The organism is Burkholderia sp. BCC0405 (genome assembly GCF_902833075.1).
Classification (GTDB): Bacteria; Pseudomonadota; Gammaproteobacteria; order Burkholderiales; family Burkholderiaceae; genus Burkholderia.
Genome location: NZ_CADFEO010000026.1, coordinates 44,431 through 68,103 on the forward strand (window position 1 = coordinate 44,431; position 23,673 = coordinate 68,103).

Below are 23,673 nucleotides of genomic sequence, written 5' to 3' on the forward strand. Positions count from 1 at the left end.
GATTTGTGGGACTTGTGACATGACTCCTTTCGATACGAGCCTCGTGCCCGACGGCAACATCCTGATCGGCGGCGAATGGCGGCGCGGCCGTGGCGCGCCTTACGCGAGCATCTATCCGGCCGACCAGTCGCTGAACATGGAAGTGTCGACCGCGAATGCGCAGGACGCGGCCGAAGCCGTCGAGGCCGCCGACGCCGCATGGCGCCGCGCCGACTGGGCCGGGCTGAAGCCGCACCTGCGCGCGCAGGTGCTGTACCGCATCGCCGATCTGATCATGCAGCGCCACGAGGCGCTCGCGAACCTGCAGCGTCGCGACAACGGCAAGCCGATCGGCGAGACGCGCGTGCTGGTGGCGAGCGCCGCGAACACGTTCCGCTATTTCGCGGCGTGCCTCGAAACGCTCGACGAGGAACTGACGCCGTCGCGCGGCGACTACCTGACGATGAGCGTGTACGAACCGATCGGCGTGATCGCGGCGATCACGCCGTGGAATTCGCCGATCGCGTCCGATGCGCAGAAGCTCGCACCGGCGCTGGCCGGCGGCAACGCGGTGGTGCTCAAGCCGGCCGAAGTCACGCCGCTCGTGTCGCTTGCGCTGGCTCGCATCTGCGAGGAAGCGGGCGTGCCGAAGGGCGTGCTGAGCGTGCTGCCGGGCAAGGGCTCGGTAATCGGCGACGTGCTGGTGCGTCATCCGCTGGTGAAGAAAGTGTCGTTCACCGGCGGCACCGAAGTGGGCCGCGGCATCGCGCGCATCGCGGCCGAGAAGTTGATGCCGGTGTCGCTCGAACTCGGCGGCAAGTCGCCGACGATTGTCTGCGAAGACGCCGATCTCGATCACGCGGTCAACGGCGTGCTGTACGGGATCTTCAGCTCGTCGGGCGAAGCGTGCATCGCGGGCTCGCGGCTGTTCGTGCAGCGCGCGGTGTACGACGCATTCATGCAGCGCCTGGTCGCCGGCGCACGCAAGCTGCGCGTGGGCGACCCGACGCGCCCCGACACGCAGATGGGGCCGCTGATCACCGCGAAGCATCGCGAGTCGGTGGAGTGCTACGTGGCGCTCGGTCTCGAGGAAGGCGGCCGCCTGCTGTGCGGCGGTGAGCGGCCGTCGGGCGACGGGCGCGAGCATGGCTTCTTCTATCAGCCGACGATACTCGAAGGCCTGCCGAACAGCGCGCGCATCTGTCAGGAGGAAATCTTCGGCCCGGTGCTCGTCGCGATGCCGTTCGACGACGAAGCGTCGCTGATCGCGCAGGCGAACGACAGCGTGTTCGGCCTGGCGGCCGGCATCTGGACGCGCGACTACAAGCGCGCGTGGCGCATCGCGCGTGCGCTGGAGACGGGCACCGTCTGGATCAACACATACAAGCTGTTTTCGATCTCCACGCCGTTCTCGGGCTGGAAGGAGAGCGGGATGGGGCGCGAGAAGGGGCGTCTCGGCATCCGCGAATACATGCAGCAGAAGAGCCTCTACTGGGGCTTGAACGACGCGCCGCTGCCGTGGGCGCACTGAGCGAAGGGGAATGACGCAATGAGCATTTTGGGAATCGAGCAGATCACGTACGGCGTCGACGACCTCGCGACCTGCCGGCGCTTTTTCGCCGACTGGGGGATGAGGGAAGTCGCGCACGACGACACGCGCGCGCGCTTCGAGACGCTGAACGGCTGCACCGTGCTGGCCGTGAAGGCCGACGATCCGGCGCTGCCGCCCGCGTTCGAAGCGGGCCCGACGCTGCGTGAAGTCACGTGGGGCGTCGCGACGCGGCAGGATCTCGACGCGCTGCGCACGAAGCTCGCCGGCCAGCCCGGGTATTACGCGCAGGATGACGCGATCGGCTGCATCGACCCGAACGGGATGGCGATCCGCGTCGAAGTCACGCGCAAGCGCGAACTCGACATCACGGGCTCGCCGTCGAACGTGTGGGGCCGGACGCTGCGCGTCGACCAGCCGAGCCCGATCTACCCGCGCGCGGAGCCGGTCGAGGTCGGGCACGTGGTGTTCTTCACGAACTGCCTCGACGCGCAGGTGAAGTTCTATCACGAGCTGCTGGGCTTCGAGATGTCCGACCGTTACCCGGGCCGCGGCGCGTTCATGCGCTGCGCGCCGCACGGCGGCCACCACGACCTGTTCCTGCTCGCGCTGCCGAACGGCAAGCGCGGCCTGAACCATGTGGCATTCACCGTGCGCGACATCCACGAAGTGTTCGGCGGCGGCATGCACATCGACCGCTGCGGCTGGGAAACGCAGCTCGGCCCGGGCCGTCACCCGGTGTCGTCCGCGTACTTCTGGTACTTCCAGAACCCGGCCGGCGGCCTGATCGAGTATTACGCGGACGAAGACGTGCTGACACCCGAGTGGCAGCCGCGCGAATTCGAGCCGGGCCCGACCGTGTTCGCCGAATGGGCCGTCGACGGCGGCCTCGACGGCAATACGCGCCGGCAGAAGAGCGCGAAGGCGCCGGAAGGCAAGTTCATGACGGAGCGAAAATCATGAGCGAAGGAAACACGCAGGCGCAGCCCGCGCCCGGCACGGTCGTCGTGATCGGCGGCGGCCAGGCCGCCGGCTGGGTGCTGAAGACGTTGCGCGCGGAAGGTTTTGCGGGCCGTCTCGTGATGATTGCCGACGAGCCGCATCTGCCGTACGAGCGCCCGCCGCTGTCGAAAGCCGTGCTGGCCGGCGACGCCGACATCGAAACCGTGCGGGTCGTGCGTCCCGACGAATTCGACGCGCTGAACGTCGAAGCGTGGCAACCGGAACGCGCCGCATCGATCGACCGCGCACGCCGCGTCGTGACAACCGCAAGCGGCCGCGAGATCGAATACGACCGCCTCGTGATCGCGACGGGCGGCACGTCACGCCGTCTGCCGGATTCGATCGTCAGGACGCCGAGCCTGCATTACCTGCGCACGCTCGACGAAGCGGCCGCGCTCGGCGAGAAGCTGCGCGCGAGCCGGCGTGTGCTCGTGATCGGCGGCGGCTGGATCGGCCTCGAAGTCGCGGCGACCGCGCGCAAGCTCGGCGTCGAAGCGGTGGTGGTCGAAGGTGCGCCGCGGCTGTGCGGCCGCTCGGTGCCGCAGATCGTGTCGGATTTCCTGCTCGACCTGCATCGTGCGAACGGCGTCGACGTCCGCCTCGGCGCGGCGCTCGCATCGCTCGACGCGCAGCCGGGCGACGCGTCGAAGGTCCGCGCGACGCTCGCCGACGGTACGACGATCGACGCCGATTTCGCGGTGGCCGGCATCGGCCTCGCACTGAACGCGTCGCTCGCGAGCGATGCGGGGCTGGCCGTCGACGACGGTATCGTCGTCGACGAATTCGGCGCGACGAGCGACCCGGCGATCTTCGCGTGCGGCGACGTCGCGAACCATCACAACGGCTGGCTGAAGCGGCGCGTGCGGCTCGAATCGTGGGCCAACGCGCAGAACCAGGCGATCGCGGCTGCGAAGGCCGTGCTCGGCGTGCGTGCGCCGTACGCGGAGATTCCGTGGTTCTGGTCCGATCAGTACGACGTGAACCTGCAGATCCTTGGCGATCTGCCGGCCGATGCGCAGCTCGTCGTGCGCGGCGAGCTTGCCGCGCGCCGCGCAACGCTGTTTTTCGTGGGCGAGGGACATGTGAGAGGTGTCGTCGCCATCAACAACGCACGTGAGCTGAAGCTCGCGCGCAAGTGGATGAACCAGGGCCGGGCAGTGGATACGGAAGCGCTGGCAGACACGAGCAAGACTCTGGCCTGACCGGGCGACGAGACACAGGAGACTCCCCGCATGAGCACTTTCGACAACGTCGTGGCCGGTCGCGCCACGATGGAAGCTGCCGCCTCCACGCCCGGCGCGATCATCGCGCGGCTCGAGCGGCTTCCCGCCAACGCGATGCAGATCCGCGCGCGCGTGCTGATCGGCGCCGCGACGTTCTTCGACGGCTTCGACGTGATCACGATCGCGGCGACGCTGCCGCTGCTGATTCACAAATGGGGGCTGTCGCCGACGCAGATCGGCATGCTGATCGCATCCGGCGCGATCGGCCAGCTGATCGGCGCCTTCCTGTTTCCCGCGCTGGCGGAGAAGCACGGCCGCGTGAAGGCGATCGCGTGGAGCTCCGCCGTGATCGGCATCACGAGCATCGCGTGCGGCTTCGCGCCGACGTTCGAGATCTTCGTGCTGCTGCGGATTTTGCAGGGCCTGGGCCTGGGCGGCGAGTTGCCGGTCGCGGCGACGTACATCAACGAGATCACGCGCGCACATGGCCGCGGCCGCTTCGTGCTGCTGTACGAGATCGTGTTCCCGATCGGCCTGCTGGTGTCGATGGCGCTCGGTGCGTGGCTCGTGCCGCGCTTCGGCTGGGAAATCATGTACTTCGTCGGCGGCTTGCCGCTGATCCTGTCGCTCGTGCTCACGCGCCTCGTGCCGGAATCGCCGCGCTGGCTCGCGTCGCGCGGGCGGCTCCCGGAAGCCGGGCGAGCGGTTGGCGCGTTCGAAGCGTCGGTGCGTGGCGAGCTGCCGCCGGTCACGCAGGCGGCCGCGTTCGACGAGATGGTGCGCCAGCATCCGAAGCGCAAGATGAGCGACCTGTTCAGCGCCGCGTATCGCAAGCGCACGCTCGCGGTGGCGACGTTGTGGGCGACCTGCGGGTTCATCCAGTACGGGCTGTCGACATGGCTGCCGACGATCTACAAGAACTTCTATCACGCACCGCTGCAGCTCGCGCTGAACCTCGCGGTGATCGGCTCGGTGATGGGCGTGCTCGGGTCGCTGGCGTCGGCGCTGCTGGTCGACAAGCTCGGCCGCAAGCCGGTGATCGTGTGGTCGTTCGTGCTGTGCGCACTGTCGCTGGCGTTCGCGGGCTTCTATCACGCGTCGTCGGTGTATGTCGTGTCGATCTTCTGCTCGCTGTCGCTCGGGTTGATGGCGTCGGGATTCATTACCGCGTATGTCTATACGCCGGAGCAGTATCCGACGAGCATCCGCGCGTCGGGCTGCGGCCTCGGCAGCGCATGGCTGAAGATCGCGTCGTTCGTTGCGCCGATGGTGGTGCCGCACGCAATCATCGGCGGCAACCTCGCGCCGGCGTTCTACCTGATCGGCATCGTGCCGCTGATCGCAGCCGTGACCGTGCACTTCGTCGGGATCGAGACGAAGGGGAAGGTGCTCGAGGCGCTTGAGGCGTAAGCGCGGCCGGCGGGAATGGATGACGTGAAGAGGCCCGGGCGATGTCCGGGCTTTTTTGTTTGACGGCGATCCGGGGTGCCGCAGCGGGGGCAGGTCGTGCGAATGAACGAAATGGCTGACATGCGGCCGGCGTGTTCTAATTTGCGATCCCGTTTTTCGACCGACCGCCGCCATGCCCCTGTTCGAACCCGTCACGCTGCATACCGCCCGCCTCGTCCTGCGGCCGCTACGCGAAGCCGATGCGCACGCCTTATTCGAGATCTGGTCGGATGCGGAAGCGATGCGCTATTTCTCGTTCTCGCCGATGACGCACGTCGAACAGGCCATCGAGCGCGTCGCGCGCAACGTGAAGGCGTCAGCGAGCGGGCAGGACCTGATCTGCGTGCTCGAACTGCGGGAAACCGGCGAAGCGCTCGGCGAATGCGTGCTGTTCCATGCGAACGAGCCATGCCGGCGCGCCGAGATCGGTTTCAGCCTGAAGCGCAAGTACTGGAGCGGCGGTTACATGCGCGAAGCGGCATCGGCCGTGATCGATCATGCGTTCGGCACGCTGCGGCTGAACCGGCTCGAAGCGGATATCGATCCGCGCAACGTCGCGTCGGCGCGGCTGCTCGAACGGCTCGGCTTCGCTCGGGAAGGGGTGTTGCGCGAACGCTGGATCGTCGGCGACGAAGTGTCGGACAGCGCGCTGTACGGATTGCTGGCGAGCGACCGGCGCGTGTGACGTGTCACGCGTGAGGCGGGCGGGGAGTGGGGCGGGTGGCGTGGCACGCCGGTCGATGCGTTGCGTATGGCGCTTGCGCGGAACGAGACGCTGCCGGATATCTGCGTAAGCGGGCCGCCGCCGCGCGTGCGAGCCGTGCGAGCCGTGGCGATGACGGCGGGCGTGGCGGCCGCGCAGTTCGCGAGGGAGCGCTTTAGCGTCTGATGCCGGGGCCCGCGGCGGCGCAGGCGCGCCATGTTCCCGAGCGCGGGTGACTTGCCGGATTCACGGCGCGAACGTACCCTTGGTCGACAGCCTCCTCGATCGGCAGGTGCTCGACCATGCAAGCCCATCCTCTGCGTCTTTCCCCCGGCGACGACCTGCGCACGTCGATCGAGCACGCGTTGTGTCAGCACGACGCGCACGCCGCATTCGTGATCCAGGGCATCGGCAGCCTGAGCGTCGCGCAGTTGCGCTTTGCAGGCGCCGACCTGCCGACCGAACTGCGCGGCGATCTCGAAATCCTGACGCTGGCCGGCTCGGTCTCGCCGGACGGGGCGCACCTGCACATGTCCGTTTCCGATGCGGGCGGCCGCGTGACGGGCGGCCATGTGGCGAGCGGTTGCGTGGTGCGCACGACCGCCGAGATCCTGCTCGCGCTGCTTCCTGCTCATCGCTTCTCGCGCGAACCCGATGCGGGCACCGGTTTCAACGAGTTGGTGATCCGTCGCGAGCCGGGCGGCGAGGGCGCGTGAGCGTCGTGACGCAGCGGTAGAAACGCCGGCCATCGCGGCTTTGCCGCCCTCTCCCGGCGGAGCTTGTTTCGGCGCCGCATAAAAAATGGCGCCGCAGGCATTCAGCCCGCGGCGCCATCGCGTGGTGTGCTGCGACGTCAACCACCCGCCGCAGCCCGCTGCGCGTGCTTACAACTGCACGGTGTCGGCCACTTCCTTGAAGTCTTCGATCTGGTCGAAGTTCATGTACTTGTAGATCTTGTCGCCGTTCGCGTTGAGCACGCCCATGTCGGCCATGTACTCTTCCTTGGTCGGGATCTTGCCCAGACGCGAGCAGATTGCCGCCAGTTCCGCCGAGCCGAGATACACGTTGGTGTTCTTGCCGAGACGGTTCGGGAAGTTGCGGGTCGACGTCGACATGACCGTTGCGCCTTCGCGTACCTGAGCCTGGTTACCCATGCACAGCGAGCAGCCCGGCATTTCGGTACGCGCACCGGCCGTGCCGAACACGCCGTAGTGGCCTTCTTCGGTCAGCTGCTTCTGGTCCATCTTGGTCGGCGGCGCGACCCACAGCTTGACCGGGATGTCGCGCTTGCCTTCGAGCAGCTTCGACGCGGCACGGAAGTGGCCGATGTTGGTCATGCACGAGCCGATGAACACTTCGTCGATCTTCGCGCCGGCCACGTCGGACAGCGTCTTCACGTCGTCCGGGTCGTTCGGGCAGGCGACGATCGGCTCGTGGATGTCGGCGAGGTCGATCTCGATGACGGCCGCGTACTCGGCGTCGGCATCCGGCGACAGCAGTTGCGGGTCGGCCAGCCACTGCTCCATCGCCGCGATACGGCGCTGCAGGCTGCGCGGATCCTGGTAGCCCTGCGCGATCATCCACTTCAGCAGCGTGACGTTGCTGTTCAGGTATTCGATGATCGGTTCCTTGTTCAGGTGTACCGTGCAACCGGCGGCCGAACGCTCGGCCGACGCATCCGACAGCTCGAACGCTTGCTCGACCTTCAGGTCGGGCAGGCCTTCGATTTCGAGGATGCGGCCCGAGAAGATGTTCTTCTTGCCTTGCTTGGCGACCGTCAGCATGCCTTGCTTGATCGCGTACAGCGGGATCGCGTTGACGAGGTCACGCAGCGTGACGCCTGGCTGCATCTTGCCCTTGAAGCGGACCAGCACCGATTCCGGCATGTCCAGCGGCATCGTGCCGGTGGCGGCCGCGAACGCGACCAGGCCCGAGCCTGCCGGGAAGCTGATGCCGATCGGGAAGCGCGTGTGCGAATCGCCGCCGGTGCCGACGGTGTCGGGCAGCAGCATGCGGTTCAGCCACGAGTGGATCACGCCGTCGCCCGGGCGCAGCGCGATGCCGCCACGCGTGCTGATGAAGTTCGGCAGCGTCTGGTGCGTCTTCACGTCGACCGGCTTCGGATACGCGGCGGTGTGGCAGAACGACTGCATCACGAGGTCGGCCGAGAAGCCGAGGCACGCGAGATCCTTCAGTTCGTCGCGGGTCATCGGGCCCGTGGTGTCCTGCGAGCCGACCGAGGTCATCTTCGGTTCGCAGTACGTGCCCGGGCGGACGCCCTGGCCTTCCGGCAAACCGCATGCACGGCCGACCATCTTCTGCGCGAGCGAGAAGCCCTTGCCGCTGTCGGCCGGCTGGTGCGGCAGGCGGAACAGCGTCGACGGCGCGAGGCCCAGCGCTTCACGCGCCTTCGCGGTCAGGCCGCGGCCGATGATCAGCGGAATGCGGCCGCCGGCGCGCACTTCGTCGAACAGCACGTCGGACTTGACCTGGAATTCGGCGATCACCTTGCCGTCCTTCAGCGCCTTGCCTTCGTACGGGCGCAGTTCGACCACGTCGCCCATTTCCATCTGCGACACGTCGAGTTCGATCGGCAGCGCGCCGGCGTCTTCCATCGTGTTGTAGAAGATCGGGGCGATCTTGCCGCCGAGGCACACGCCGCCGAAGCGCTTGTTCGGGACGAACGGGATGTCTTCGCCCGTGAACCACAGCACCGAGTTGGTGGCCGACTTGCGCGAGGAGCCGGTGCCGACCACGTCGCCCACGTAGGCGACCAGATGACCCTTTTCCTTCAGCGATTCGATGAACTTGACCGGGCCGCGCTTGCCGTCTTCTTCCGGCGTGATGCCCGGGCGCGCGTTCTTCAGCATCGCCAGCGCGTGCATCGGGATGTCCGGGCGGGTGGTGGCGTCCGGGGCCGGCGACAGGTCGTCGGTGTTGGTTTCGCCCGTCACCTTGAAGACGGTGATGGTCAGGCTTTGCGGCACTTCCGGACGGCTCGTGAACCATTCGGCGTCGGCCCAGCTTTGCAGCACGGCCTTCGCGTGCACGTTGCCCTTGTCGGCGAGTTCCTTGACGTCATGGAACTGGTCGAACATCAGCAGGGTTTTCTTCAGTGCGTCGGCGGCCACGGCAGCGACGGCTTCATCGGACAGCAGCTCGATCAGCGGCTGGATGTTGTAGCCGCCCAGCATCGTGCCGAGCAGCTCGGTCGCGCGTTCGCGCGAGATCAGCGGGCAGGCGGTCTCGCCCTTGGCCACGGCGGCCAGGAAGCCGGCCTTCACGCGGGCGGCTTCGTCGACGCCGGCAGGCACGCGATGGGTGATCAGGTCGACCAGCGTCTGCTCTTCGCCGGCGGGCGGGTTGGTCAGCAATTCGACCAGTTCGGCGGTCTGCTGGGCCGTCAGCGGCAGGGGAGGAATACCGAGCGCGGCGCGGGCGGCCACGTGAGCACGAAAGTTTTCAAGCATGGGGAGACCTGCTGATATTGCGTTTGAGGGGAAGGCCTTGCCGGCACTCCAGGGCTGTTCCAGACACTGCTTTGCAGCCGGATTCTAATCTCAATGCGCTTTAACGTCAAATGTCTTATGTCTTATATAAGAGTTGGGTTGGGGGGCGAGGAGACGTGGTGGCGCGGGGGAGTCGGTCGTTGCGGACGCGTAGCGCAGGCACGGGTGGGCGTGCGTGCGGGCGAGGTATGGCGGGGGTACCCGGCTGCCGCCGGGAGGCGCAGAGGGCGGCGGGGCGATGGTGCGGTAGGGCGTCCGGCTGCGCCCCGGGGATCGTTCGTCCGCATCAGGCGCCGCCGTTGTCGGCTCTGGCTGCCGTCATGTGAACTGACGCGTATCGATCGAGGTCGCGACCGGCGAGGCGCGCTGCCGGTAACGAGGCTCCGGGAGCCAGGTTGCCGGCGGCGCAACTATCTGCGCAAGCGAGCAAGAAACGTTACACGCGGGCCGCTTTCGCGCGCCTGTGCTCCATTTCACGCGGCTTTCAATCAGATTTCAAAAAGCGGGGCGACCACCGGCGCGCGCCAGTCGCCCCGTCCCGAAGGACTGCGAGCCCTTAAATCCCGTCGATCGCGAACATGCGATCCATGGGATCAATTTTCGTGGTGTTGTCGCTCGTCGCATCGTCGCTGGTTCATGCGGCCGCGACCGATCGCTAGGGCAAGGGGCGCGTCGGCCCGCATCCCGAAGCCGACGAAAGCGGGTATCGGCTGTACGGTCTCAATCATCCGGACGGTGTTCTGCCCGACATGGCTTGCGACCTGATCAACGCGACGATGAAGCCATAACGGTGAGTGCTATTTCCGTTTCGCGCGATACGCGTCGAGATTCTTCCGCGCCTGCGCGCGGATCGCCCGTTGCACGAAAGGTGTCCAGCCCAGCAGGGCGCCTTTCAGTCCCAGCGCCTGGCGCGACCAGCGCCACAGGTCGAAGCTGTCGCGATGTTCGACGATGAGTCCGTCGCGAAACCGGAACCGCGCATCGATCCGGTTGACCACCATGCGGTTGGTCGCGGTGAACCGGTATTGCGCGATCCACTTGGCGCGCCCGGCCTGCCGATCCGCGTCGACGTCGCCGAACGTCAATGAAAAGTCCTGTGCACGCGCGGCCAGCATGCGCCACATGTCGCGTGCGAGGTCGCCGCGCAGCTCGCCGAACGCGGGGTCGACGAACACGACGTCATCGGCATAGCAGGCGAGCATCCGGTCGATGTCGCGCTGCTGGAACGCCGTGTAGAAGCGCTGGATCAACTCGGTGTGCGGATGGCTCATCTCTGGATGGGGGGCGTTGCGGATGAAGCGGGGTTTCGGTGTGCCGGCCGGATGCCGGGCAAGCCACTGTAGCGGAAATCGAACGGGATGTCGCCGATTGCGGCGGCTGCATGCGGCGCTCGAAAAGGCGCTGCACGACGTGAGCGACAGCACCGCGCGCGATGCGGGCTCCGACGCGCCGCTGTGTCCGATTCCGCCGTCGGTGCAGGGCGACGATCGCAGCGAGTACTCGAGTTACGGGCCCGGCCACTACACATACGAGATCGTCGGCGACATGGCGGTTCACGTCGGCGACACGTGCTACATCGGCCGGTTGATCGACTGGTTTGGCGATTACCGGAAGGACGGCCTGGTCGCGCAGCTGTCGATGCGTCTTCCCCGCGACGAGTCGGACCGCGAGCAGACGTTCAGCGTGAACGGCATCCGGACCGTGACATCCGTCGCGACATCGATCGAGAAAATGACCGTGAACAGCGGGAATTGATGCGGGTGCGCGCGGCTCCGGTTCAGCCGTCGCGACCCGGTCGCGGCCGGCGCGTCAACGGACACCCGTCAGCGGTTCGCCAGCGCGACATCCTGGTTGCCGCGTCCCGTCACCAGGCAGCCCGACATGAAGGCCTCGCCCTGGCTGCTGGCAGCGGCTTCGCCGAAACCGCGGCCGAGCGCGTCGACCTTCACTTGCGCGGCGCCCTGTTCGCACGCGAGCGGGCTGGTATCGCGGCCCTGCGCATGCAGGATCGCGCGATCGCCGATGAGATAGGCCAGCAGTGCGAAAACAGCGATATGTACGGCTCGTCTCATGGTTCGTCTCCTCGTTGCCCAAGCGTAACGCGGACCCGTATGACGAAGCACTTGGGGGTTCCCCCGGTAAACGTCTGTTGAAATGGGGCGCCGGGTGATCCTGTCCCGTTTCTCGTGGATTGCGGGAGGCAGGCGCGGCGTCAGTGCGCCGGGCAGGCGAAACCGGACGGGCGGCGAAGCCTTCGCGCGACGGTTTTCTGCGCGACAGGCGCGCGATTCACGGGAGTTTGACGAATGTCAGGGTACGGACGGGAGGCGGCGGTCGCGCAGCCGTTCGAGGCGATAGCATGAACGCATGATTTGACGGGGCGCGATCGCGGAGAAAGGCATCGGTTCCGGCAAGCACGGTGTGTGCTGAATATCGCTGTCGAATTAGTGAGGAATCCAAATGCTTAACGTCTCTTCCGTCCTGATCAGCCTCGCCCCGATGTGGGCCATCCTGCTCGTTGCGTCTTCGGCAGCCGCCTATTTCGTGTTCTGGCGCAAGGTCATCAAGTAAGCGCTGCGTCAACGCCGGTGCCCGTGCGGGCGGCAACGCGCCCACGCGCATCGCGCGTTGCAAACCCGGGGCCCGTCGCCGAACGCGCCCTCGACGCGCCGCCGCGCGCCATCCCCGTCATTGCACGGCCGTGACCGGCACATTCGAAATCCGCACCAGCCGGCTCATCACGCTGCGGCGGAACACCGACATCAGTGCATGCAGCGGATCGTGCCTGGGGGCGACGACCACGATCTCGTCACATCCTGTTTCTGCCGCGACGGACGCGATCGTATCGGCCACCGGGCCCACCTTCATCACGACGCTGTACTTGACGCCGGCTTCCTGCAGGATCCGTTCCGCCATGGCCAGATCGTCGGACGCGAACTTCTCCTCGATCGAACGCAGCCGCGACAGCGGATGGAAGGCCTCGAGCCGCGTCGATTCGAGCGGCGCCTGAACGTTGATCAGCACGATCTCCGATGCGCACCGTTCGCGATACAGGAAGGTCGCATGGCGAACCGCCTGAAGCGAGCGGGGAGAGTGGCCGACCGGAACCAGCAGCTTGAGCATGAACGTTGTCCAGGGAAACGAGATGATTCCAGCGTAGCGCGCCGCTGGGCCGAACGATCTAAAGAGAACGGGCGACCGCGTAAAAATGTCGTTAACGCGTGCCGCCTCGTGCCGCACCTAATAGAAATATAAGAAATTTAAGTTTATGCGCATAAACGATTTCATCGGCCGGGGCGGCGCGCGCGAAGCGTGGCCCGCCGCCCCGATTTAGTCGGAACCGCAATGAATCGCGGCAGAAAATATCGGGGGTCGCCGATCCGGCGTCGCGTAGAGTAGTGCATCGGCCGCGGCGCGGCCGCTCCCGGCCGATTCGGGAGCGACCGCCGCCATGCGGCCCGCCATTCCCTTCCGATTCCAGGAGACTTCGCATGCCGCACGGCGCCCCGCAGCTTCTCGCTCCCGCTTCCATCCCCGTCGACCCGATCGTGCGCCTGTCGGCGGGCGAGCTCGCGTCGGCGATCCGCGGCAAGGCCGTGTCGTGCGTCGAGACGATGCGCGCGTATCTCGATCACGTCGAGCGCGTGAACGGCGCGGTCAACGCGATCGTCGCGCTGCGCGATCGCGACGCGCTGCTCGCCGAAGCCGCGGAAAAGGATGCCGCGCTGGCGCGCGGCGAGTACCACGGCTGGATGCACGGGATGCCGCAGGCGCCGAAGGATCTGGCGATGACGAAGGGGCTGCGGACGACCTACGGTTCGCCGATCTTCCGCGAGAACGTGCCGCAGGCCGATTCCGTGGGCGTCGCACGGATGCGCGCGGCCGGCGCGATCTTCATCGGCAAGACCAACACGCCTGAATTCGGGCTCGGCTCGCACACGTTCAACGAGGTCTACGGCGCGACGCGCAACCCGTACGACCTGACGAAGAGTGCGGGCGGCAGCAGCGGCGGCACGGCGGCGGCGCTTGCGTCGCGGATGCTGCCGGTGGCGGACGGCAGCGATTTCGGCGGCTCGCTGCGCAATCCGGCCGCGTTCTGCAACATCTACGGCTTCCGCCCGTCGCAGGGCCGCGTGCCGCGCTGGCCGGGCGTCGACGTGTTCGTGCAGCAGCTCGGCATCGAAGGGCCGATGGGCCGTACGGTCGGCGACGTCGCACAGCTGCTCTCGATCCAGGCCGGCTACGACCGCAACGATCCGCTGTCGCTCGCGGAAGATCCGGCCGTGTTCGCGCAGCCGCTCGACGCCGACCTGCGCGGCAAGCGCATCGCGTGGGTCGGCGACTGGAACGGCTATCTCGCGACCGAGGCCGGCGTGCTCGCGCTGTGCGAGCGGGGGCTGGCGACGCTGCGCGAGATCGGCTGCGACGTCGATGCCGCGCTGCCGGCGTTCGCGCCCGACCGGATCTGGCGCCTGTGGCTCACGCACCGGCACCTGCTGTCCGGCGGCGGGCTGCTTGCGCACTATCGCGATCCGGCGCGGCGCGCGCTGCTCAAGCCCGAGGCGATCTACGAGGTCGAAGGGCTGCTCGCGATGCAGGGCGCGGCCGTGTTCGACGCGAGCGTCGAGCGCACCGCGTGGCATCAGGCCGTGCTGAACTTCTTCGACCGCTACGATTTCATCGCGGCGCCGACCGCGCAAGTGTTCCCGTTCGACGTCGAGCAGCGCTGGCCGAAGGAGATCGCGGGCCGTGCGATGGATACCTATCACCGCTGGATGGAAACGGTCGTGCCGTGGACGCTGGCCGGCTGCCCGGTGATCAGCGTGCCGGTCGGCTTCAACGACGCGGGGCTGCCGATGGGGATGCAGCTGATCGGGCGTCCGCGTGCCGATCTCGCCGTGTTGCAGCTCGCGCGCGGCTACGAGCAGGCGGCTGATTGGGTCGGTGGGCGGTTGCCGGCGTGGATGGCGGCGTAACGCGGAGTGGGTCGATACTCGGAAGCCGGAAGCCGGAAGCCGAAGCCGAAGCCGAAGCCGAAGCCGAAGCCGAAGCCGAAGCCGAAGCCGGTTGCGGATCGCGCATGGCAGATGGAGAAGCGGGCGGCGGAAAGCCGCCCGTTTTGCCGCGATGCTCGAACGTGTGGTTCGTAGGCGCGCGCCACGCCGCGCACGGGCGCGTTGTGCGACGGCATGGCGTCATGTCATTGACGCTGGACAGCACGTTCAGCGTCGCCGCTGGTTCGGTCGACGGAGCGTGCGATGTGCAGTGCGGCGCGCGGGACGGCTGGCCAGCCGCATCCAGCATCGCTTGCGAAAGCCGACAACCGTCGTCATTGATTGATGCGGTGCGAGAACGAATTTCGGCATACGCCAGGAAATCGCCCGGCAAACGCGGACGAATCTCCTTGAGCACGTACTGCGGCCGCGGAATTGCAAGCGGTTGCGCGGCGTGATTTCGTTTCGATGTGTTTCAGTCGTTGCGGCTGCGCGCGGCGCGCTTCGACAATATCGGCCTCAACAGTTTCGGCACGAGGAAAACACATGAAGCAGATTCGCGCGACGGGCCGGCACCTGGCCTCGGCAGGCATCGCGCTCGGCATCCTGGCAAGCGGTGCCGCGCATGCCCAGCTCGACCTGCAGTCGATCGGCGCATCGCTGCTCGGCGGCGGGCAGCAGCAGGCGTCGCCCGCGCAGGGTGGCGTCGCACAACTGCTGCAGGCCTATGTCGGCGCGAACCAGCAGGTGCTGACCGGCCAGTCTTCGCTGGCGTCGGCGATGGGGCTTACCGGCGCGGCCGGGCAGGCGCAGCAGGCCGCGAGTCAGCTGGCCGGCGGAGATGCGCTGACGCCGGCTGCGTTGTCGCAGATGGGCGGCGCGCAGCAATCGGTGTCGCAGGCGCTCGGCCAGGCATTCGCGAGCGGCGGTGCGACGCACGGGCCGGTCGACAAGCAGGCGTTCAGCAACGGCCTCGCATCGCTCGGGCAGGGGCTCACGCAGTATTCGCAGTTGCAGTCGGGGCTTGGCAATCTCGGCTCGACGAGCGCGGCATCGCTGTTGCAGTCGGGCCTGAATCCGCAGAACATGCAGGCTGCGTCGTATATCGCGCAAACCGCGCCGGGCCAGTTGCAGTCGCTCGCGACGACGCTCAGCCAGGCCGTGCAGTTCGCGACGAACCAGGGCATTTCGGTGCCGACGGCTGCCTCGTCGGCGCTGAAACTGCTGCCGTAACGTTGCGCGGGGCCACGCGCGATGCGGTGCCGGCATTGCGCGCGATGCAAAGATGGCCCCGCACAACATGGGGATTTCGCACGATGCTATCGTGGCGTGTCCTTTTTTTCGGTGCAGGTTCATGACAGACTCGTTTGACCTCTCGCGCTATTTCTCCCGCATCGGCTACGACGGCCCGGTCGAGCCGACCCTCGACGTGCTGCGCCGGCTGCATCTGCTGCACCCGCAGGCGATTCCGTTCGAAAACCTCAATCCGCTGACCGGTGCGCGCGTCGCGCTCGACCTGCCGTCGATCGTCGACAAGGTGCTCGCACATCGCCGCGGCGGCTACTGCTTCGAACTCAACAAGCTGTTCTACACGGCGCTCACGACGATCGGCTTTCGCGTGACGCCGATGATCGCGCGCGTGCGCTGGATGCAGCCGCCGGAAGCCGCCACCGCGCATACGCACATGCTGCTGCGCATCGATCTCGATGGCGCGGCCTGGCTCGCGGACATCGGCTTCGGCAGCGCGACGCTCACCGCGCCGCTGCGTTTCGTGCCGGACGAGCGGCAGCCGACGCCGCACGGCGTGTTCCGTGTGGTCGCCGCGCCGGTCGACGGTGAATTCGACATGCAGATCGAGACGCCCGACGGCTGGCAGACCACCTATCGCTTCCAGCCGAAGCGGGTCGAGTGGATCGATTACGACGCCGCGAACTGGTTCACGTCGACGTATCCCGAATCGATCTTCCTGCATAACCTGATCGCCTGCCGCGTGCTGCCTGACGGCCGTGCCGCGCTGCGCAACACCACGCTGACGATTCGCGACGCGGCGGGCGTCGGGCGCGCCGTCACGTTCGACGATGCGGCCGCTTGGGGTGCGTGCCTGCGCGACACGATCGGCGTCGACACGACGGGATTCGATCTCGACGCGTTATTTGCGCGGCTCGCGGCGCGCGTCGCGACGTAACCCGGATTCACGACAGCCCAGGGCGGCCCGCACAGACGGGCCGCGCTTGCGGTTGACTTTTGCTAGATTGCTAGCATACTAGCCGTCATGACCGACGAAGAAGTCAAGCAGTTCAACGTTTACCTGCCGCTCAGCCTGATCCGGCGGGTCAAGCATCGCGCCATCGAAACGGAGCAATCGCTGTCCGCGCTGGTGGCCGACGCATTGCGCGCGTACCTGGCCGCGCCGCCGCCGGGCGCGGGGCTGTCCACCAAGGAGGAGTGACATGTCAACCGAGCGAATCGAAGCCGTGTACCTGACGACGCACAACTGGGGCAAGTCGGCGAAGTTCTTCCAGGCGCTGGGCTTCACGCTGGAGTTCGAAACCGATCACAACTCGGGCCAGCTGCGCAGCGGCGACGGCCCCTTTCTGTTCATCGCGGAAGTGCCGCCGGGCGAGACGCCGGACCTGCAGGTCGTGCTCAAGGTGCCGGATGAACAGGCAGTGCAGCCGCAGCCGATCGTCGACGTCGTCACGCCGTTCGAGGACACCCACTGGGGCACGCGCGACATGACCGTGCGCGATCCGGACGGCCGCGTATGGCGCCTGCAGGCGCCGGGCAAGCAGGGCGCGTGAGGCGGCGATGACCGAACCCCGCGAAAGCGCCCCCGACAGCACGGCCGCGCGTGTCGCGCTGTGGCGCGCATTGCACGTCGAACTCGACGCGCCGCCGCCGGTGCTCGCCGACGAAGTCGGGCTGCAACTGCTCGCGCCGGAACCCGGCTGGCAGCAGCGCGGCGACATGGATCCGCAGTTCACGCGGCCGTTCCGTGCGTCGATCGTCGCGCGGGCGCGTTTCATCGAGGATCTGGTGGTCGAGCAGGCCGCGCGCGGCGTGAGCCAGTACGTGATCCTCGGCGCGGGCCTCGACAGCTTCGTGCAGCGCCGGCCCGACATGGCGTCGCGCGTGACCGTCTTCGAGGTCGACCCGCCCGCGCCGCAGGCCTGGAAGCACCGCCGCCTGGTCGAGCTCGGTTTCGGCGTGCCCGACTGGCTGCGTTTCGTGCCGGTCGATTTCGAGGCGAAACAGTCGTGGCGCGCTGCGCTCGTCGATGCGGGCTTCGACGCCGGCAAGCCGGCGGTCGTGGTGTCCACCGGCGTCAGCATGTACCTGACGCACGAAGCGAATGCGGCCGCGTTGCGCGAAGCCGCATCGCTCGCGCCGGGCTCGACGCTCGCGATGACGTTCCTGCTGCCGCTGGAGCATGCGGATCCGGATGTGCGCCCCGGGCTGGAAATGGCCGCGAAGGGCGCGCGGGCAAGCGGCACGCCGTTCATCAGCTTCTTCATGCCGGCGCAGATCCAGGCGCTCGCGCGCGAGGCAGGCTTCGCGCACGCCGCGCACGTATCGGCCGCCGATCTGACGCGCCGTTACTTCGCCGATCGCACCGACGGCCTGTGGCCGCCGAACCACGCGGAAGAGCTGCTGGTCGCGACGGTCTGAGCCGTCGCGACCATCGCGACCATCGCGACCATCGCGACCATCGCGACCATCGCGACCATCGCGACCATCGCGGCCATCGCGACCATCACGCCCGTTCGAGCACGGCCATTTCCCGCACGATCACGAGCAGTACCGCGAGGCTCGCGCCACCCGATGCGCGCAGGTCCGCGAGCAGGTGCTCGTAGCGCGCAAGTGCGGCTTCGCGGCGCGCGCGCCACGCGCCGACGATCGTCTCCGGCGTGGTCGAATCCGGCGATTCCGCGAGTGCGCTCGTCGCGAGCGTGCGCTTGAGGCGCGCCACTTCCGCGAGCGCGGCCGCGCGCGCCAGCATGTCCCAGTGCGTCGGCGTCGGCAGCGTTGCCGCCCGTTCGCCGATCCAGCTGTAATTGAGCAGCGTGCCGAGCGAAAAATAGACCCCCGCGACGAGTTCGAGGCTGCGGTTGCTGGTCGCGGCTACTTCGGCGATGTCGAGCAGCGCGGCCGAGATGTCGCCGCTCGCGACGCGCACCGCAAGCGCGCTGTCGACGCCGGCTTCGACCAGCACGCGCTGCCGCTCGGACAGCGCTTCGAGATCGTCGGCCGGCAGCAGCGACGGCAGTTGCGGCGCAAGCCGCTGCGCCGCGTCGCGGCAGCGCGCGATCAGCTCGGCGACGCCGCCGTCGGCCACCGCGCCGGATTGCAGGTGCCGCAGGAACCACAGCGCCGCGCGCTCCAGCAGCCGCGCGACGTCGACGAACATGCGCGCCTGCACGTCGTCGGCGACGCGGTTGTCGAGCGCGTCGATATCGCGCCACACCGCATCGAGGTCGAACACGTCGCGCGCCATGATGCAGGCACGCACGATGTCGCCGGGCTTCGCGTCGGTTTCCTCCATCAGCCGGTGCACGAACGCGCAGCCGACGCGGTTCACGAGCGCGTTGGTCAGGTGCGTCGCGAGGATCTCGCGGCGCAGCGGATGGCGGCGCATCGGTTCGCTGAAGCGCTGCTGCAGCGGCTTCGGGAAGTAGTCGACGAGCATCGCGGCCACCAGCGGATCCTCGGGCACGTCGGATTCGAGCAGCGCGTCGTACAGCCACATCTTGCTGTACGCGAGCAGCACCGCGCGTTCCGGCGACGTGAGGCCGAGCTTCGCGGCCTGCCGTTCCGCGACTTCATCGTCGGTCGGCAGGAATTCGATCACGCGATTCAGGCGGCCCGCGCGTTCGAGCCAGCGCATCAGGCGCGCCTCGGCGTCGAGCAGCTCGACCGCATAGCGGCCGGCGATCGACAGCGCCTGCGTCTGGTAGTAGTTGTCGCGCAGCACGAGCAGCCCGACTTCGTCGGTCATCTCCGCGAGCAGCGCGTTGCGCTGCTTCTCGGTCATCTCGCCGTCGGACACGACGAGCCCGAGCAGGATCTTGATGTTGACTTCGTGATCCGAACAATCGACGCCGGCGGAGTTGTCGATCGCATCGGTGTTGATGCGGCCGCCGCGTTGCGCGAACTCGATGCGGCCGAACTGTGTGCAGCCGAGGTTACCGCCTTCGCCGACCACCTTGCAGCGCAGCTCCGCGCCGTTCACGCGCACCGCGTCGTTCGCGCGGTCGCCGACCTGCAGGTGGGTTTCGCGCGCGGCCTTCACGTAGGTGCCGATGCCGCCGTTGTACAGCAGGTCGACCGGCGCCTGCAGGATCGCGCGGATCAGCTCGGCCGGCGGCAGCGCATGTGCGTCGATGCCGAGCGCGGCCTGCACGGCCGGCGACAGCGGGATCGTCTTCGCGGTGCGCGGATATACGCCGCCGCCCGCCGAAATCGCGGCCGGATCGTAGTCGGCCCAGCTCGACCGTTCGAGCGCGAACATGCGCTGGCGCTCCGCGAAGCTGATCGCCGGATCGGGGTTCGGGTCGAGGAACACGTGCCGGTGATCGAACGCGGCGACGAGCCGGATATGCGGCGACAGCAGCATCCCGTTGCCGAACACGTCGCCCGACATGTCGCCGACGCCGACCACCGTGAAATCGGTCGTCTGCGTATCGATGCCCATTTCGCGGAAGTGCCGCTTCACCGATTCCCACGCGCCGCGCGCGGTGATCGCCATCTTCTTGTGGTCATAGCCGACCGAGCCGCCGGACGCGAACGCGTCGTCGAGCCAGAAGCCGTATTCGTGCGAGATCGCGTTCGCGTAGTCGGAGAAGGTGGCCGTGCCCTTGTCGGCGGCGACGACCAGGTACGGGTCATCCGGATCGTGGCGCACGACGTCGGGCGGCGGCACGATCGCGTTGCCGACCCGGTTGTCGGTCAGGTCGAGCAGGCCGCGCAGGAAGGTCTGGTAGCACGCGATGCCTTCGCGCATCCACGCTTCGCGATCGCTCGGCGGCGGCGGGTTCTTCACGACAAAGCCGCCTTTCGAGCCGACCGGCACGATCACGACGTTCTTCACCATCTGCGCCTTCATCAGCCCGAGCACTTCGGTGCGGAAATCCTCGCGGCGATCCGACCAGCGCAGGCCGCCGCGCGCGACGCGCCCGCCGCGCAGGTGCACGCCCTCGACACGCGGCGAATACACCCAGATCTCGAACATCGGCTTCGGTTCGGGCAGGCCCGGCACTTTCGCCGGATTGAACTTGAACGACAGGTACGGTTTCGATTCGCCGTTCGCGTCGCGCAGGAAGTAGTTCGTGCGCTCGGTCGCGTTGATCACGCCGAGGAACTGGCGCAGGATGCGGTCCTCGTCGAGGTTCGGCACCTGGTCGAGCGCGCCTTCGATCGCCTTCAGCAGCCGCTCGGCCTGCACGTCGCGCGTGTCGCCGGTGGCCGGGTCGAAACGCAGCAGGAACAGCTCGACGAACTGCCGCGCGATCGCCGGATTGCCGGTCAGCGCGCGCTCGATGTAGGCGTCGCTGAACGTCGAGCCGACTTGCCGCAGGTATTTCGCATACGCGCGCAGGATCGTCACTTCGCGTGCGCTCAGGTGCGCGCGCAGCACGAGGCGGTTGAAGTCGTCGTTCTCGATCCGGCCGCTCCAGATCCGGTCGAACGCATCCTCGAACAGGCCTTTCACGCGCTCGATGTCGAACTCGGTATCGTCGGCGAGTTCGAGCCCGAAGTCGTGCACCCACGCGTGCGAGCCGTCCTGCGTCTGGATCCGGTACGGCCGCTCCTCGTCGACGCGCACGCCGAGATGCTCGAGCATCGGCAGGCTGCGCGACAGCGCGATCGGGTCGCCCGCGCGATAGACCTTGAAGCGGAACGCGCGCGCGTCGGCCTCGATCGGCCGGTACAGGTTCATCGCGAGCTGGCCCGACTCCTTCACGCGTTCGATCAGCTCGATGTCGCGCACGGCCGTGCGCGCCGGATAGTCGTCGCGATAGCCGGCCGGGAACGAATCGGCATAGCGCTGCAGCAGGCGGTTGCCTTGTTCTTCGCCGAATGCGTCGAGCAGCGCGTCGGCGAGATCGTCCTGCCAGCGGCGCGCCACCTGCACGAGCCGCGTCTCGAGTTCGCGCGTGTCGACGTCGGGCATCGTGCCCGGTTCCGCGTGCACGACGAAATGAATGCGGGCGATCGCCGATTCCGACAGCAGCGGCGTGAATTCGACGTTCACGCCGTTGTAGGCATCGACGAGCAGCTTCGCGATGCGCCGGCGCAGGTCGGTGTTGTACTTGTCGCGCGGCACGTACGCGAGGCACGACACGAAGCGGTCGAAGCGGTCGCGGCGCACGAACAGCCGCGTGCGCTGATGTTCCTGCAGCCGCAGGACGCCGAGCGCGATGTCGTAGAGCTGGTCCTCGTCGGCCTGGAACAGTTCGTCGCGCGGATAGGTTTCGAGCACCGTCACGAGCGACTTGCCGAGATGCCCCTTCGGCAGGAAGCCTGCACGCCGCACGATGTTCGCGCACTTGCGGCGCACGATCGGAATGTCGGCATACGAACCGAAATACGCCGTCGACGTGTAGAGCCCGATGAAGCGGCGCTCGCCGGTGACCTTGCCGTCGGCGCCGACGAGTTTCACGCCCACGTAGTCGAGATAGCCGGGCCGGTGCACGGTCGCGCGCGAGTTCGCCTTGGTCAGGAAGATCGGCCAGGCGCCGGTGATGATGTCGGCGGCGGCCGGCGGCAGCGGCGTCACGTCGGGCGCGCCCGACGTGCGCAGCGATTCGCGCAGGATGCCGAGGCCGGTACCCTCGATGCCGCGCAGGCCGAAGCCGGTGCCGTCCGACACGAGCGCGTAGTCGCGCTGGCCGAGGAACGTGAAGTGATCGGCGGCCATCCATTCGAGGAACGCGCGCGCCTCGATGTCTTCCGCGGTCGATTCGCGCGCCTTCATGTCCTTGATCGTCGCGCGCGCGATGTCGACGATCTTCGGCCAGTCTTCCACCGACGCCCGCACGTCGCCGAGCACGTGCGCGATGTCGTTGCGCAACGTGTCGAGCAGCGCGGCATCGCCGCAGCGATCGACTTCGAAATGGATGAACGACGCGAGTTGCGACTGGCCGTCGCCGGGCGTCGCGCCGCCCGCATCGACGCGCTCGATGCCGCCATCGCGGCCGCGCCAGATGCGGAACACCGGGTGCAGCGCCGAATGCAGCGCGAGCCCGAGGCGGTTGACGGCCATCGTCACCGAATCGACGAGGAACGGCATGTCGTCGTTGACGATCTCGATGACCGTGTGGTCGGAATGCCAGCCGTGCTGTTCGAGGATCGGGTTGTACACGCGCAGCCGTTCGCTGCCGGGCACGAATTTCTGGGCGGTCTGCCAGTGCGCCATCGCGGCGCCGTAGAGATCGGCGATGCTGCGGCTCTGCAGATCGTCGGCATCGACGAAATCGTAGTAATGACGCAGGAAGGGTTCGACGATCCGGAACGTGGCTTCGGGCAGGCGCCCGCGCGCGAATTCGACGACGTCGGAGAGCAGGTGTGCGACGACTTCCTCGTTCTTCGCTTCCATGGCGGTCTCCCGGGTGGCCATTGGCTGCTGCGTCTGTCCGGCATTATGCGCCGATTGCGTGACAAAGCGATGTGCGGGCGCACAACGGGAGGGAGCGTGAAGCGGGAGTCTGCAGCGCCTGTGGCGGGGCGCTGCAGAGGCGGGTCATGCCAGTTCCGGCGGCTTCAGGTCGGGATGCCGTATGTAGCGCGGGTTCATGAGGTCGACCGGCATCGTGGTCAAAACTTGCGACACGAATTCACGATAGGCGACGAATTCGTGCGCCGGGCGCGTCTCTTTGACCCGATGGAGCGATTGATCCAGTTTCATGCCCATCGACAGGATCATTTCGTTCAGTGTCGTGGCGATGTGTTTGTCTTCGATCATGCATTCTCCATCGAGTGCCGTGTGTGCGGCACGGCGGTTCCGGTGTCACCGCGGTTCGAGCGCATACCGCCCGGAAGGTTCTGCCGGCGCCGACGCGATGCCTGTCAGCGCTCGTCGCTCCACAGCTTCCCGGCCGTCGCCCAGTTCTCCTTCTTCACGTCGGTCAGGATGATATCGACCGAGCCCGGCTCGCAGCCGAGCGTCTCGCACGTGACGCGCGTGATCGCTTCGACGAATGCGCGCTTCTGTTCGACCGTGCGGCCTTCGAACAACTGGATATTGAAAGTCGGCATGACTGGGGGC

20 protein-coding genes are annotated in these 23,673 nt (G+C 67.4%); 13 read left to right on the top strand and 7 right to left on the bottom strand.

Going from position 1 to position 23,673, the window contains the following annotated elements:
• The first annotated feature begins 19 nt into the window (after positions 1-19).
• From HWX36_RS31705 to HWX36_RS31730, 6 genes are all read left to right on the top strand, one after another.
• A complete protein-coding gene (locus tag HWX36_RS31705) occupies positions 20-1,510 on the top strand; it encodes an aldehyde dehydrogenase (RefSeq protein WP_175957769.1) in 1,491 nt (496 codons plus the stop codon).
• A gap of 18 nt (positions 1,511-1,528) precedes the next feature.
• Positions 1,529-2,491 (top strand): VOC family protein, encoded by a 963-nt coding sequence (locus HWX36_RS31710; protein WP_175957770.1) that lies wholly within the window; start codon positions 1,529-1,531, stop codon positions 2,489-2,491.
• Entirely contained in the window at positions 2,488-3,732 is a 1,245-nt protein-coding gene (locus HWX36_RS31715; protein ID WP_175957771.1) for an FAD-dependent oxidoreductase, read from the top strand. The genes HWX36_RS31710 and HWX36_RS31715 overlap by 4 nt, the downstream gene beginning before the upstream one ends.
• A 30-nt stretch (positions 3,733-3,762) precedes the next feature.
• Complete coding sequence (locus HWX36_RS31720) at positions 3,763-5,163, top strand: MFS transporter (RefSeq protein ID WP_175957772.1); 1,401 nt, start codon at positions 3,763-3,765, stop codon at positions 5,161-5,163.
• 172 nt (positions 5,164-5,335) lie between these two features.
• On the top strand, positions 5,336-5,887 hold the full coding sequence (locus HWX36_RS31725) for a GNAT family N-acetyltransferase (RefSeq protein ID WP_175957773.1): 552 nt from the start codon (positions 5,336-5,338) through the stop codon (positions 5,885-5,887).
• A 320-nt stretch (positions 5,888-6,207) separates the two neighbouring features.
• Positions 6,208-6,621: a PPC domain-containing DNA-binding protein gene (locus HWX36_RS31730; protein ID WP_175957774.1), complete on the top strand. Its 414-nt coding sequence runs from the start codon at positions 6,208-6,210 to the stop codon at positions 6,619-6,621.
• A 168-nt stretch (positions 6,622-6,789) separates the two neighbouring features.
• On the opposite strand, the gene acnB is transcribed toward HWX36_RS31730, so the two are convergent.
• Together acnB and HWX36_RS31740 are read right to left on the bottom strand one after the other, a co-directional pair.
• On the bottom strand, positions 6,790-9,375 hold the full coding sequence (gene acnB / locus HWX36_RS31735; protein ID WP_175957775.1) for a bifunctional aconitate hydratase 2/2-methylisocitrate dehydratase: 2,586 nt from the start codon (positions 9,373-9,375) through the stop codon (positions 6,790-6,792).
• An 836-nt stretch (positions 9,376-10,211) separates the two neighbouring features.
• Positions 10,212-10,685 (bottom strand): nuclear transport factor 2 family protein, encoded by a 474-nt coding sequence (locus tag HWX36_RS31740; protein WP_175957776.1) that lies wholly within the window; start codon positions 10,683-10,685, stop codon positions 10,212-10,214.
• A gap of 139 nt (positions 10,686-10,824) precedes the next feature.
• On the opposite strand from HWX36_RS31740, the gene HWX36_RS31745 reads away from it, so the two are divergent.
• A complete protein-coding gene (locus HWX36_RS31745) occupies positions 10,825-11,169 on the top strand; it encodes a hypothetical protein (protein ID WP_175957777.1) in 345 nt (114 codons plus the stop codon).
• Positions 11,170-11,237: 68 nt separating this feature from the next.
• Here HWX36_RS31745 and HWX36_RS31750 read toward each other — a convergent pair whose 3' ends face one another.
• Positions 11,238-11,486, bottom strand: a complete 249-nt coding sequence (locus HWX36_RS31750) for a hypothetical protein (protein ID WP_021161497.1) — start codon at positions 11,484-11,486, stop codon at positions 11,238-11,240.
• Between the two features lie 616 nt (positions 11,487-12,102).
• Entirely contained in the window at positions 12,103-12,537 is a 435-nt protein-coding gene (locus HWX36_RS31755) for a universal stress protein (RefSeq protein WP_175957778.1), read from the bottom strand.
• A 368-nt stretch (positions 12,538-12,905) separates the two neighbouring features.
• On the opposite strand from HWX36_RS31755, the gene HWX36_RS31760 reads away from it, so the two are divergent.
• The 6 genes from HWX36_RS31760 (at position 12,906) to HWX36_RS31785 (ending at position 18,077) form a co-directional block, all read left to right on the top strand.
• On the top strand, positions 12,906-14,390 hold the full coding sequence (locus HWX36_RS31760) for an amidase (protein ID WP_175957779.1): 1,485 nt from the start codon (positions 12,906-12,908) through the stop codon (positions 14,388-14,390).
• A 564-nt stretch (positions 14,391-14,954) separates the two neighbouring features.
• On the top strand, positions 14,955-15,641 hold the full coding sequence (locus tag HWX36_RS31765; protein ID WP_175957780.1) for a hypothetical protein: 687 nt from the start codon (positions 14,955-14,957) through the stop codon (positions 15,639-15,641).
• 121 nt (positions 15,642-15,762) lie between these two features.
• Positions 15,763-16,593, top strand: a complete 831-nt coding sequence (locus HWX36_RS31770; protein WP_175957781.1) for an arylamine N-acetyltransferase — start codon at positions 15,763-15,765, stop codon at positions 16,591-16,593.
• 87 nt (positions 16,594-16,680) lie between these two features.
• Complete coding sequence (locus HWX36_RS31775; RefSeq protein WP_175957782.1) at positions 16,681-16,857, top strand: ribbon-helix-helix domain-containing protein; 177 nt, start codon at positions 16,681-16,683, stop codon at positions 16,855-16,857.
• A 1-nt stretch (position 16,858) separates the two neighbouring features.
• Positions 16,859-17,209 (top strand): VOC family protein, encoded by a 351-nt coding sequence (locus HWX36_RS31780; RefSeq protein WP_175957783.1) that lies wholly within the window; start codon positions 16,859-16,861, stop codon positions 17,207-17,209.
• Between the two features lie 7 nt (positions 17,210-17,216).
• Positions 17,217-18,077, top strand: coding sequence for a class I SAM-dependent methyltransferase (locus HWX36_RS31785; RefSeq protein ID WP_175957784.1), 861 nt, complete (start codon positions 17,217-17,219; stop codon positions 18,075-18,077).
• An 85-nt stretch (positions 18,078-18,162) separates the two neighbouring features.
• Here HWX36_RS31785 and HWX36_RS31790 read toward each other — a convergent pair whose 3' ends face one another.
• From HWX36_RS31790 to HWX36_RS31800, 3 genes are all read right to left on the bottom strand, one after another.
• Positions 18,163-23,004: an NAD-glutamate dehydrogenase gene (locus tag HWX36_RS31790; protein WP_175957785.1), complete on the bottom strand. Its 4,842-nt coding sequence runs from the start codon at positions 23,002-23,004 to the stop codon at positions 18,163-18,165.
• Between the two features lie 144 nt (positions 23,005-23,148).
• Positions 23,149-23,370 carry a hypothetical protein gene (locus HWX36_RS31795; RefSeq protein WP_175957786.1) on the bottom strand — a complete coding sequence of 74 codons (222 nt, stop codon included), beginning with the start codon at positions 23,368-23,370 and terminating at the stop codon, positions 23,149-23,151.
• Between the two features lie 104 nt (positions 23,371-23,474).
• Positions 23,475-23,663 (bottom strand): 4-oxalocrotonate tautomerase, encoded by a 189-nt coding sequence (locus HWX36_RS31800; protein ID WP_175957787.1) that lies wholly within the window; start codon positions 23,661-23,663, stop codon positions 23,475-23,477.
• Positions 23,664-23,673: the final 10 nt, after the last annotated feature.